Raw genomic sequence first — 12,038 nt, 5'->3', positions numbered from 1 at the left:
GCGACCCGCGGCCGGACCACCCCCACGGATCCGGAATGTACGCCCCGCGCCTGACGCTCCCGCACACGCTGCTCGCCCTGCTGGTCGCCGGCATCTGGGGCGTCGCCTTCGTCTTCACCAAGCTCGGGCTGGACAGCTTCTCGCCGCTGATGCTGGCGGCGCTGCGCTTCTCCGCATCGGCGCTGCCGCTTCTGGTGGTGCCGCGGCCGCGCGTCGCCTTCGGCGTGACCATCGCCATCGGCCTCACGCTGTTCGTCGGCCAGTTCATGTTCTTGTTCCTCGGCATCACCCACGGCGTGCCGCCCGGCCTCGCCGCCGTGATCCTGCAGACCCAGTCGATGTTCACGGTGGCGCTCGCGGCGGCGATCTTCCACCAGTATCCGACCGGTCGGCAGACGGCCTCGCTGGTCGTCGCGGCGGCCGGCCTCGCCTGCATCGGCGGGACGATCGGCCAGGAGTTCGACGTCTGGGCGCTCCTCCTGATGCTCGGATCGCCGCTGAGCTTCGCGATCGGCAACCTGCTGCTGCGCAAGGCGGGCCAGAGCGACATGGTCGCGCTGATGTCGTGGCTCAGCCTGGTGCCGCCGCTGCCCTGCCTGGCGCTGGCGCTGGCGCTGGAAGGCCCGGCGGCGATCGGCGAGAGCCTCGTCGCCGCGCCGTGGATCGCCTGGGTGTCGGTGCTCTATCTCGGCTTCGCCGGGACGACCATCGCGTTCGCGGCCTGGGGGGCGCTGCTGCGCCGCTATGGCGTCGCCACCATCGCGCCGTTCGCGCTGCTGGTGCCGTTCATCGGCGCCTTCGCCTCGAGCCTGGTGTTCGGCGAGCGCTTCGGCCCGCTGCGGCTCGCCGGCATGGCGCTGGTGCTGGTCGGCCTCGCCATCCTGATGGTGCCGACGCGGCGGCGGGTGTGAGCCTCCCGCGGGCGTGAGCCGGGTCCGAAACCCGTTTGCGCCACGCGGCGACGCGCTGTAGGGGTTCCGCACCGGTCCGCACCTATCGCTCACAGCCTGGCCCATGAACATTCTCTCGATTCAATCGCACGTCGCCTATGGCCATGTCGGCAACGCTTCGGCGGTGTTCCCGCTACAGCGGCTCGGCTGCGAGGTGTGGCCGATCCATACGGTGCAGTTCTCCAATCACACCGGCTACGGCGCCTGGAAGGGCCGGGTGTTCGACGGCGCCATGATCGGCGAGCTGTTGGACGGCATCGCCGAGCGTGGCGCGCTGCCGCTCTGCGATGGCGTGCTGTCGGGCTACATGGGCGGCGCCGACATCGGTGATGCGATTTTGGACGCCGTGGCAAAGGTCCGCGCGGCCAATCCGGCGGCGCGCTACTGCTGCGATCCGGTGATCGGCGACGTCGGGCGCGGCGTCTTCGTGCGCCCTGGGCTTCCGGAGTTCATGCGGGCCCGCGCCGTCCCGGCCGCCGACATCATCACGCCGAACCAGTTCGAGCTGGAATACCTGGCCGAGCGCAGCACCGGCACGCTCGCCGACGCGACCAAGGCGATCGAGACTGTCCATCTGCTCGGGCCCAGCGTGATCCTGGTCACCTCGCTGCACACCGACGAGACGCCGGCCGACGCCATCGATCTCCTGGCCTCTGGTCCCGACGGCCGCTTCCGGCTGCGCACTCCGAAACTCGACATCTCTATCAACGGCGCCGGCGACGCCATCGCGGCGCTGTTCTTCTTCCACCACCTCGCCACCGGCTCGACCGCCGAGGCGCTCTCACGCGCCGCGTCGTCGATCTTCGGGCTGCTGAAGCGGACCGTGGAGGCCGGCTCGCGCGAAATCCTCACCGTCGCGGCGCAGGACGAGTTCGTCGCGCCGTCCCGCGTGTTCACGCCGGAGGCGGTGTGATCGCCATGGCCCGCCGCTTCGTCACGCTCGACGTGTTCACGTCGCGACGCTTCGCAGGCAATCCGCTCGCCGTGGTGCTCGACGCCGGAGGCCTCGACGCCGCGGCCATGCAGGCGATCGCCAAGGAGTTCGCGCTGTCCGAGACCGTGTTCGTGCTGCCGCCGGACGACGGCGCACATCGGGCACGACTGCGCATCTTCACGCCGGCGCGCGAGCTGCCCTTCGCCGGGCACCCGACCGTCGGCGCCGCCGTGCTGCTCGCCCGGCTCGACGGTATCGCGAACGACCGCGAGATCGTCGTCGAGGAGACGGTCGGCCCAGTGCATTGCCGCGTCGCGCCCCGCGATGCCGACAGTGGACGCGCCCGCTTCGACCTGCCGCGCCTGCCGGAGCCTGCCTCGGGCGCCATCGATGCGGCCGCGGTCGCCGCCGCGCTCGGCCTCGGCGAAAGCAATGTGGGGTTCGGAGGCTTCGTCCCCGGAAACTGGACCGCGGGCGTCGCCTTCACGCTGGTGCCGGTCGCAAGCCTCGCCGCCGTGGCGCGCGCAAAACCCGACATGGGCCGGTGGGATGCCGCCTTCGGCCGCGAGGGTCATCCGGCCGCCTTCGTGTTCACGCGTGAGACCGTGGAGCCGGGCCACGCCTTTCACGCCAGGATGTTCGCGCCCAGCCTCGGCATCGCCGAGGATCCGGCGACCGGCGCGGCGGTCGCGGCCTTCGCCGGCGCGGTGGCGCGGCATGGCGGCCTCGCGGACGGCGACCATGATCTCGTCGTCGAGCAGGGTTTCGAGATGGGCCGGCCGAGCCTGATCACGCTGTCGCTCGCCATGCGCGGCGGCGCGCTCGTCTCCGCGGCGATCGGCGGCGAGGCGATCGTGGTCAGTGAAGGCCGGCTGCTCGCGTGACCCCGCTCTCGGTTCTCCCGGTCGATCGTCTCGAACTCTCGCTGGTGCCGTTCGACTGGCGGTTCGCGGTCGAGCGTCGCGCCGAGATCGACGCGCATTTCGCGACGCTTCAACGTCGCCTGCCGCATGTCTGGAACGGCCGCGTGCTGCTGATGCGCGATCATGCGCTGGTCGACGGAACGGTGCGCGCGCATTTGTTCGAGGCAGACTTCGCCAGCTTCATGGCGTGGCGAGACTGGGGCTTCCCGGACACGAGCGTCACCAACGCGTTCGCCATGGGGGCGCTGCGCGGCCGCGACGGCGGCTTCCTGCTCGGCGAGATGTCGGCCGGTACGGCCAACCAGGGCAAGGTCTACTTCCCGTGCGGCACGCCCGATCCGAGCGACGCGCGCGACGGCACCGTCGACTTCGCCGGCAGCATCGTGCGCGAGATGCAGGAGGAGACCGGCATCGGTCCGAACGAGTACGAGCAGGGCGCCTGGTTCATGGTGCCGGCCTGGCCGCGCCTCGCTTTGATCCGCATCCTGCAGGCCCGGCTGCCGGCCGCGACCTTGTGCGAAAGAGCCCGCGCCCACATGGCGGCCGAGGACCATCCCGAGCTCGCGCGCGTCTACGCGGCGCACGGGCCGGCCGATCTCGACGACAGCGTGCTGGACTTCGTCCAGGCGTTCCTTCGTCATGTGTGGCGGTGAGGGCGGTGGTGAACGACCGGCCGGTGAAGAACGGAGCGGGCTTGGTATGCTGATCGCCCAGATTTCAGACCTTCACGTCCGGCCCGCCGGCGTGCTGGCCTACGGTGTCTCGGAGACCAACGCCTATGCCGAGCAGGCCATCAACGCGCTGCTGCGGCTGCGCCCGGCCCCGGACCTGGTGATCGTGACGGGCGATCTCACCGACGCGGGGCTGCCGACCGAGTTCGCGTACATCGCCGACCTGCTCGACCGTCTGCCGATGCCGGTCGTCTGCATTCCAGGCAATCACGACCGGCGCGAGACGATGCGGACCGCCTTCGCCGGGAAGGGCTATCTGCCGATCGACGGCCGGCTCGACTTCGTGGTCGAGACGCGGCCGGTCCGGCTGATCGGCCTCGACAGCCTGTGGGAGGGGCACGGCTCGGGGCGGCTGGAGCCGGAGTCGCTCGCCTTCCTGGCCGAGACGCTCGCCGCGGCGCCGGACGTGCCCACCGTCGTCGCCTTGCACCACCCGCCCTTCGTGTGCGGCATCGCCCACATGGACCGCATCCGTCTGCTGGACGGGGCCGAGCGGTTCGCCGCGGTCGTCGCCGGGCATCCGCAGGTCGAGCGCGTGATCACGGGTCACCACCATCGCCCGGTCGCGGTGCGGTGGGCCGGGACGATCTGCCAGATCGCCCCCTCGGTGGCCCATCAGGTGACGCTGGCGCTGGCGCCGGATGCGGCGCCCGACTTCGTGCTGGAGCCGCCCGCCTTCCTGCTGCACAACTGGATCGAGGGCACTGGCCTGGTCACGCACCAGGCCTATGTGCAGCGAGCGCCGGGACCGTTCCCGTTCTTCCAGGGCAAGTCGGGCGGGACCGCCTGACGGCCGCCTTACCACCCCGAGCCGCCGCCTCCGCCGCCTCCGCCGCCCGAGGAGCCACCCCCGTCGGAGCCCGAGCCGCCGCTCGATCCGGGCGCCGTGGACGACGACGACACCGTATCGGTGAGGCCGCTGCCGAGCTTCTCGGTCCAGCCGACCGGGTCGTCCCGGCCGCGGTCGCTGGTGTACCAGGCGGCCGCCGCGGCGCCGACGCCGGCCGCGGCCAGCACGCCGGCGAAGCGCTGCGCCCAGGTGTTCTCCACGTCGAGCGCGATGGCGTAGGGCAGGAAGCGCTCGAACAGCTCCGGCGTCTTCTGCGGCGGGGTGAGGAACTCCAGGCGCTCCTCCTCGGCTGTGCCGAGATACCGACGGAAGCCCTCGATCTGATCCATGACCTTGCGGCCTTGCGGGGTCGGCGCCTTCAGCAGCGGAAAGGCGAGGGCGACCACGGGGGCGAGCGCCACCGGCACCAGCCCCGGCACGGCGCCGATCAGCGTGTCGGCCGAGGCCGTGAGGGCGAGCAGACCGGCGCCGCCGAACACCACGAGGAAGATCGCGCCGACCACGAAGGCGGCGACCTTCACCTGTCCGCGGAGCAGGCCGTAGAGCAGCAGCGCGCCCGCGAAGGCGCCGATCGAGCCGAACAGGGTGCCGACGATCAGCGGTCCGCCGACCGTCTCGCCGCGCGTCATGAACGTCGTCACCACGACGGCGGCGGCGAGCGCGATCCAGCCGACGACGCCGGCCGCGGCCCAACCGGCATTGGTCCTGAACAGCACGCCGCGATAGGCGGCGTCGAGGCCCCGCTGAAGCGCCGTCTTGGCCGCCGCGATGCGCTCGTGGTTCTCCTGCTCCAGGGTCACCGGGCCACGGACGAACAGCTTTTGCGGGACGGCCCGCTCGGGCGCCGGCAGGACGCTGCCGCCCTGCCGCGGCGACACCCGCGTGAGCGAGCCGACGTCGGCGACGGTCAGGTGGCCGCGCACGCCGAGATCGACGATCGCGGCCGCGAAGGTGCGGTCGTCGAAGCCCATCCGCGAAACGTAGCGGACCGCCGCCGCCGTGAACCCCTCGGGCGGGCCGAACAGCGGGATGATGGTGCCGCGCGCCGGATCGCGCCCGACCCTCACCCAGGCGACCATATAATAGCCGAGCAGCCCGGCGCCGCCGGCGAGCGCGATGAACACAGCGAGATTGTCGGTGAGCCACCAGCCGAGCTTCTGGGCGTCGGTCGGCGGCGCGACGATGCCCTTCTGCCATGCCGCCGCGACCGTGAGGCCGCTTTTGGGCGGCAGCGGCCGGGTGGTGCGGAACACGATCAGCCCGGGCCGCTGCTCGACCACGGTCGCATCGTGCCCGGTCGCGCCTTGCGGTCCGGTGTAGAACGCGCTGCGGCGGAACGGCACCGCCTCGGGCAGCGTGATGCGCGCCTCGGCGACGTCGATCGCGAAGGTCCAGCCGGTGCCGGTGGCGTTCCAGTACAGCTCGTCGACATCGTCGAAGAAGCCGATCTGGCGGGTCGTGCGGTAGGTGATCACATAGGTGTGCGGGCCGGAGCGCAGGAACGTCTCGGGGCTGCCGATGCGCAGCCGGACGCCGTTGGCGAGCGCCTCGCGCGCGAACGTCTCGGCCTGGCCGTCGCGCTGCACGCCGAGCACGTCGAAGCCGACCTCGACCCGCGTGCCGTCCCGTCGCGTGTACACGGTCGGAACATCGCGAAGAATGCCGCGGCGGATGTCTCGGCCCTCTGCCTGGACCCGGATCGTCTCGGTGACCATGAGGTCGCCGTTCCGCTCCACCGACACGTCGCTGAGGAAGGACAGGATCCGCTCCTGCGCCGTCGCCGGCGCGAGCCCGGTCGCGATGGCCACGACCAGAACCGCGATGGCGAGCGTGGCCCGGCGCAACGCGGCGCGGGCGCTCACCGCGAGAACTCCACCTGCGGCGCGGCGGCGTCGCCGTCCTCGATCTCGAAGAACGGCTTCGGCCCGAAGCCGGCCAGCCGCGCCACCAGGAGGTCCGGCAGCGACTGCACCGCGACGTTCAGGTCGCGGACCGTGCCGTTGTAATAGCGCCGCGCCATCTGGAGCTGATCCTCGATCTCGGCGAGCTGGTCCTGGAGCTGTCTGAAGTTCCGATCCGCCTTCAGGTCCGGATAGGCCTCCGCCAGCGCCAGCAGGCGGCCGAGCGAGCTCTGCAGCGCGCGTTCGGCCGTCGCCTGGTTGGCGACCGTGTCGGCTGCCACGCTGCCGGCCCGGCGCGCCGCGAGATCCTCGAACAGAGCGCGCTCGTGTGCCGCATAGGCCTTCACGGCGGTCACCAGATTGGGCACCAGATCGGTCCGCCGGCGGAGCTGCACGTCGATGCCGCTCCACGCCTCGGCGGCGAGGTTGCTCAGCCGCACCAGCCTGTTGAACAGATACGCCGCATACAACGCGAGGCCGGCGAGAACGACGAGGACGATCCACTCCGGACCCATGGCGTCTCGCATGCTGGCCCGTGCGCCGTCACGGCGGCACCCGGGCAGGGAAGGGGCGTTTCGCAGAAGATGCGACTCGGAAGGGCAGCGCGGCGGACAGCTTAGGGGACGTGGGGAGGCCGACAAAGTGCGGTCCCTCACACGACGTCCGGCCCGTCATCGGCGTGGCGACAGGTTGATAGACCTTTTCGGCTCGCGGGCGCGGCCGACATCGGAGTCTTGGAGTGGGAGACGGCGCGGAGGTCCGGCCGCCTCCCGATCGGTCGGGTCAGTTGATGCGGGCCTCGCGGGTCTCGGCCGGCTTGAAGGCGCCGCCCTTGGCGGACGGCAGCTCCAGAGTCGCGGCCGACGGCTTGGCCGGGGCGTTGGCGCGCCGGATTTGGTACAGGTACCAAGCGCCGACGGCGACCACGAGAATGCCGACCTGATAGCCCGGCAGCACCAGGGACAGGGCGATCAGCACCAGCGCGACCGTGCAGGCCTTTGCGAGCTTCTCGCCGTCCGTGGTGATCAGCGTGAGCCGGTCGTAGTTGTCGCCCTCCAGGAAGGGCGCCGTGAACCGGTCCAGGCCGAACCGCGTCCATGCTCCCATGTATCCGAGCTTGTGGGCCCAGAGCAGGAACAGGGTGACGGCGAAGGCGATCAGGGAAATGACGGCCCCGAGCGGGCCGGCGGCGGCGCCGATGACCACGACGAGGGCGACGGCGAATGCGGCGATCCAATAATTCATTTGATGAACCCTTCACCCCGGGGCGGGGTGCCTCTTCAGGTTGGTCCGAGTTTCGAAGAGAAGTCGCGACGGCATTATAATACAGATTCTGCAATGGGTTGTAAATTATCCCCCTATGTTGCGGCGGCTGCATGGTAAAGCGTTCACGACAGTGGCCCTGTCAGGCCCCGGTTGGCACCGAATCAGGCGGCGTGGAGGGGGCCCCGGCCAGCGGTCGAGCGCACATCCGAGGCCCCCGGCTTGCCCTCGCCGACGGCGCACGCTAAAAGGGCGCCGTTGCCTCTCCGGTCAACGCCGCGTTAACGATTGTCGGCGACCGTGAGGGCGACTGAGGATCGGGCATGTCGCCGCGCTGCACATATCGCGCGCTTTCCGGGGGGGCCGTTCAGGCTCCGCCCGCGGCTGCCCTGATTTCCGGCCTGCTCCTTCTCCTTAGCTGCCCCTGAGGGCCGGCAGGGCGCGACGCGCCTGGGCGCTCAGGGGACCCGAGACGGAACCCCGGATGCGCCCTGCAGCGGCGCGCGTATTTTCGAGAAGGATCCCACCATGACCTCGCACTCGTCGTCCGAGAAGGACCGCGTCGTCATCTTCGATACCACCTTGCGTGACGGCGAGCAGTCGCCCGGCGCGACCATGACGCACGAGGAGAAGCTCGAGGTCGCCGAGCTGCTCGACCAGATGGGCGTCGACGTCATCGAGGCCGGCTTTCCGATCGCTTCCGAGGGCGACTTCCAGGCCGTCCACGAGATCGCCAAGCGCACCAGGAACGCGGTGGTCTGCGGCCTCGCCCGCGCCGCCTTCAAGGACATCGACCGCTGCGCCGAGGCGATCAAGCCGGCCTCGCGCAAGCGCATCCACACGTTCCTCTCCACCTCGCCCGTGCACATGAAGCACAAGCTCCAGAAGGAGCCGCACGAGGTCTACGAGATGGTGATCGCCCAGGTGACGCGGGCCCGCAACTACACCGACGACGTCGAATGGTCGTCCGAGGACGGCACCCGCACCGAGATCGACTTCCTGTGCCGCTGCGTCGAGGCCGCCATCAAGGCCGGCGCCACCACCATCAACATCCCGGACACGGTCGGCTACACGACGCCCGAAGAGTACTACACGCTGTTCAAGACGGTGCGCGAGCGCGTGCCGAACTCCGACCAGGCGGTGTTCTCGGTGCATTGCCACGACGATCTCGGCATGGCGGTGGCCAACTCGCTGGCCGGCGTGCGCGGCGGCGCGCGGCAGATCGAATGCACCATCAACGGCATCGGCGAGCGCGCCGGCAACACCGCGCTGGAAGAGGTGGTGATGGCCATGAAGGTGCGCAGCGAGGTGCTGCCCTGGTGGACCGGCATCGACGCGACCATGCTGACCCGCGCGTCCAAGCTGGTCTCGGCCGTGACGTCGTTCCCGGTCCAGTACAACAAGGCGATCGTCGGCCGGAACGCCTTCGCCCACGAGAGCGGCATCCATCAGGACGGCATGCTCAAGAACGCCCAGACCTACGAGATCATGACGCCGGAGAGCGTCGGCGTGAAGCAGACCTCGCTGGTGATGGGCAAGCATTCCGGCCGCCACGCCTTCGTGCGCAAGCTGGAGGATCTGGGCTACAAGCTCTCCGCCAACCAGCTCGAGGACGCCTTCGTGCGGTTCAAGGCGCTGGCCGACCGCAAGAAGCAGGTCCAGGACGAGGATATCGAGGCGCTCGTCGACGAGGAGATCGCGACCGCGCACGATCGCATCAAGGTGCTCTCGCTGACCGTGATCGCCGGCACGATGGGACCGCAGACCGCGACTCTCACCCTCGACATCGAGGGCAAGCACGTCACGACGCAGTCGGTCGGCAACGGTCCGGTGGATGCGATCTTCAACGCCATCCATTCGCTGGTGCCGCACGAGGCCAAGCTGGAGCTCTACCAAGTGCAGGCGGTGACCGAGGGCACCGATGCGCAGGCGGAGGTGTCGGTACGGCTTTCGGAGAATGGCCGGTCCTTCACCGCGAAGGCGGCGGATCCGGACACGCTCGTCGCGTCTGCCAAGGCCTATCTGGGAGCTTTGAACAAGCTGACCAGCAAGCGCGGCAAGACGGCGGTCGCCGAGCCGCGCATCCATCCGCAGCATGCCGGATAGGGCCGCGTCGGCGCCGAGACGTCAGGGTGGGCCGAGCAAGCGCGAGACCCACCCGCGGTCGCCGGTGGCGGCTTCGGATGTCCCCGAGGGGCTCCAGCACGGCGTGACCGAAGGCACCAAGCAAGCCGCAGGGTGAGCAAAGGGGTGCCGAAGGCGCCCCGTGCCCACGCGCTCGGGCGTCGAGAAGACGGCGTGGGCCCGCCGCGACGCGGCTTCGCCCACGCTACGAATCTCCGTCTCGCACCTCCCGCCACATCACCAGCGCGTCGACGAAACCGAGCGTCGGGTGGGCGAAGGCACCGGGCAGGCGGCCGACGATGTCGAAGCCCATGTGCTGCCACAGGCGCACGGCGCGCTCGTTCGAGCTGATCACGAAATTGAACTGCATGGCGCGGAAGCCGCGGGCCCGCGCCCGGTCGAGCGAGTGCGTGCACATCGCCCGCGCGACGCCGCGGCCCGGCGCGTCCTGCGCGACCATGTAGCCGCAGTTCGCGACATGGGCGCCGCCGCCGGCAGTGTTGGCGCGCAGATAGTAGGTGCCCAGCACCGCCTCGCGATCGCGCTCCTCGTAGACGGCGACGTGCACCTCGTGCGCCGGTGCCAGCCAGTAGGCGAGCGCCGAGTCCCGATCCATGTCGCGCGGCAGCGGATAGGTCTCGCCGGCCCGGATCACCGGCTCCAGGATCGCCCATAGCGCATCGGCATCGGCGTCGGTGGCGGGGCGGATCAGCATGGGGGGATGCCTTCGGTCGGTGGGATCGTGTTGCACGCGTCCGCGTCCGCGCCCTGTCTCGGCGTTCGGCGCGGGCGCCGGTGTCGTCACCGGGCGCGATCGACAAACGCCGATGGCCGGGACGAGCCCGGCCATCGCAGTGTCTCCCGAGATGTGGCCACCTCAATACGTCATCGCCAGCGGCGGGCCGACCATGTTGGGGATCTCGATCTCGATCTCCAGGGTGGAGATCTTCGCGCCGCGATCCATCTTCACCTGCACGGCGTCGGGATCGACGAACACGTGCCGCGAGATGACGGCGAGGATCTCGTCCTGCAGGACCGAGACGAGGTTCGAGCGTCCGAGCGTGGAACGCTCGTGCGCCAACAGAATCTGTAGTCGCTCCCGTGCCACCGGCGCGGAGTTGCGACGCTTGAACCAGCTCCACATCATGCCGCTCTCCGTCCGAACAGCTTCGTGAACAGTCCGCGCTTCTCGGCCGGGATGACGATTTCGAGATCTTCGCCCTCGAGCCGGCGGGCCGCCTCCGTGTAGGCGCGGGCCGGCGCGCTGGCCGGGTCGCTGAGCACCACCGGGGTGCCGAGGTTCGAGGCGCGCAGCACCTCCTGGCTCTCGGGAATGATGCCGAGCAGCGGCAGCGAGAGGATCTCCACGATGTCGGCGATGCCGAGCATCTCGCCCCGGGAGGCCCGGGCCGGATCGAAGCGCGTCACCAGGATGTGCTTGGCGATGCGTTCGCCGCGCTCGGCCCGCTCCGTCTTGGCGTCGAGCAGGCCGATGATGCGGTCGGAGTCGCGCACCGACGACACCTCCGGATTGGTGACGATGACGGCCGCGTCGGCGTGCCGCATGGCGAGCTGGGCACCGCGCTCGATGCCGGCCGGGCTGTCGCACAGCACCCAGTCGAAGCGCTGGCGCAGCTCGTCGATGACGCGGGCGACGCCCTCGTCGGTGAGCGCGTCCTTGTCGCGGGTCTGCGAGGCCGGCAGCAGCCACAGCGTCTCCACCCGCTTGTCGCGGATCAGCGCCTGCTGCAGCTTGGCGGCGCCCTGCACGACGTTGATGAGATCGAACACGACCCGCCGCTCGGCCCCCATCACCAGATCGAGATTGCGCAGCCCGACGTCGAAATCGACCACCGCCACGGTCTGGCCGCTCTGGGCCAGGGCCGTCCCCAGAGCGGCGGTGGTGGTGGTCTTGCCCACGCCGCCCTTTCCCGATGTCACCACGACCACGTTGGCCATTGTCGGTCCCTCTCCCTGCCTCAGTCGAATGCAGCAATCAGCATCGTCTCGCCGTCGAGCCAGGCCTGGACCGGCCGGTTGCGGAGCGATGCTTCCAGATCGTCGACGGTTCGGTAATAGCCGCTGATCGCGAGGAGCTCGGCCTCGATCCTGCGGCAGAAGATGCGGGCGCGCTTGTCGCCGTTCGCGCCCGCCATGGCCCGCCCGCGCAGCGTGCCGTAGATGTGGATCGATCCGCCGGCGACCACCTCGGCGCCCGACGAGACGGCGCCGAGCACGATGATGTCGCCGTGCGGATGATAGATGGTCTGGCCGGAGCGGACCGGGATGTCGATGGTCAGCGACCCGGCCGGCTGCTGTTGCGGCGCCGGCGCCGGTGCGGCCCGGGCGGGCGCGGCGGCGG

13 protein-coding genes are annotated in these 12,038 nt (G+C 70.3%); 6 read left to right on the top strand and 7 right to left on the bottom strand.

The genetic code is table 11. The features are described from left to right. Positions 1-35 precede the first annotated feature (35 nt). The 5 genes from CH341_RS00455 to CH341_RS00435 all read left to right on the top strand — a co-directional run bounded on the left by CH341_RS00455 (position 36) and on the right by CH341_RS00435 (position 4,328). Positions 36-911, top strand: coding sequence for an EamA family transporter (locus CH341_RS00455; protein ID WP_111417071.1), 876 nt, complete (start codon positions 36-38; stop codon positions 909-911). A 103-nt stretch (positions 912-1,014) separates the two neighbouring features. Further along, positions 1,015-1,863: a pyridoxal kinase PdxY gene (gene pdxY, locus CH341_RS00450; RefSeq protein WP_111417070.1), complete on the top strand. Its 849-nt coding sequence runs from the start codon at positions 1,015-1,017 to the stop codon at positions 1,861-1,863. 5 nt (positions 1,864-1,868) lie between these two features. Further along, a complete protein-coding gene (locus CH341_RS00445) occupies positions 1,869-2,768 on the top strand; it encodes a PhzF family phenazine biosynthesis protein (RefSeq protein WP_111417122.1) in 900 nt (299 codons plus the stop codon). Further along, a complete protein-coding gene (locus tag CH341_RS00440; RefSeq protein WP_111417069.1) occupies positions 2,765-3,460 on the top strand; it encodes an NUDIX hydrolase in 696 nt (231 codons plus the stop codon). The genes CH341_RS00445 and CH341_RS00440 overlap by 4 nt, the downstream gene beginning before the upstream one ends. 46 nt (positions 3,461-3,506) lie before the next feature. Continuing rightward, positions 3,507-4,328 carry a phosphodiesterase gene (locus tag CH341_RS00435; RefSeq protein WP_111417068.1) on the top strand — a complete coding sequence of 274 codons (822 nt, stop codon included), beginning with the start codon at positions 3,507-3,509 and terminating at the stop codon, positions 4,326-4,328. Positions 4,329-4,336: 8 nt separating this feature from the next. Here CH341_RS00435 and CH341_RS35105 read toward each other — a convergent pair whose 3' ends face one another. The 3 genes from CH341_RS35105 to CH341_RS00420 all read right to left on the bottom strand — a co-directional run bounded on the left by CH341_RS35105 (position 4,337) and on the right by CH341_RS00420 (position 7,534). Beyond that, positions 4,337-6,250 carry a DUF2207 domain-containing protein gene (locus CH341_RS35105; protein ID WP_111417067.1) on the bottom strand — a complete coding sequence of 638 codons (1,914 nt, stop codon included), beginning with the start codon at positions 6,248-6,250 and terminating at the stop codon, positions 4,337-4,339. Then, positions 6,247-6,816: a LemA family protein gene (locus CH341_RS00425; RefSeq protein ID WP_245430796.1), complete on the bottom strand. Its 570-nt coding sequence runs from the start codon at positions 6,814-6,816 to the stop codon at positions 6,247-6,249. Before CH341_RS00425 ends, CH341_RS35105 begins: the two co-directional genes overlap by 4 nt. A gap of 256 nt (positions 6,817-7,072) precedes the next feature. Further along, positions 7,073-7,534 (bottom strand): hypothetical protein, encoded by a 462-nt coding sequence (locus CH341_RS00420; RefSeq protein WP_111417065.1) that lies wholly within the window; start codon positions 7,532-7,534, stop codon positions 7,073-7,075. A gap of 546 nt (positions 7,535-8,080) precedes the next feature. On the opposite strand from CH341_RS00420, the gene CH341_RS00415 reads away from it, so the two are divergent. Then, the gene (locus tag CH341_RS00415; RefSeq protein WP_111417064.1) at positions 8,081-9,658 is read left to right on the top strand and encodes a 2-isopropylmalate synthase; all 1,578 of its coding nucleotides are present in this window, start codon (positions 8,081-8,083) and stop codon (positions 9,656-9,658) included. 223 nt (positions 9,659-9,881) lie between these two features. Here CH341_RS00415 and CH341_RS00410 read toward each other — a convergent pair whose 3' ends face one another. From CH341_RS00410 to minC, 4 genes are all read right to left on the bottom strand, one after another. Next, entirely contained in the window at positions 9,882-10,391 is a 510-nt protein-coding gene (locus tag CH341_RS00410) for a GNAT family N-acetyltransferase (protein ID WP_111417063.1), read from the bottom strand. A gap of 162 nt (positions 10,392-10,553) precedes the next feature. Continuing rightward, positions 10,554-10,823: a cell division topological specificity factor MinE gene (minE, locus tag CH341_RS00405; protein WP_111417062.1), complete on the bottom strand. Its 270-nt coding sequence runs from the start codon at positions 10,821-10,823 to the stop codon at positions 10,554-10,556. After that, positions 10,820-11,635, bottom strand: coding sequence for a septum site-determining protein MinD (minD, locus tag CH341_RS00400; protein ID WP_111417061.1), 816 nt, complete (start codon positions 11,633-11,635; stop codon positions 10,820-10,822). Before minD ends, minE begins: the two co-directional genes overlap by 4 nt. Positions 11,636-11,655: 20 nt before the next feature. Further along, positions 11,656-12,038 (bottom strand): septum site-determining protein MinC (gene minC / locus CH341_RS00395; RefSeq protein ID WP_146604329.1); only part of this gene is annotated, 383 nt, incomplete at its 5' end.

Source organism: Rhodoplanes roseus, assembly GCF_003258865.1.
In the GTDB taxonomy this organism is placed as follows: Bacteria; Pseudomonadota; Alphaproteobacteria; order Rhizobiales; family Xanthobacteraceae; genus Rhodoplanes; species Rhodoplanes roseus.
The sequence above is the reverse complement of the archived record's forward strand: the minus strand, read 5'-3'. Positions and strand labels throughout refer to the sequence as shown.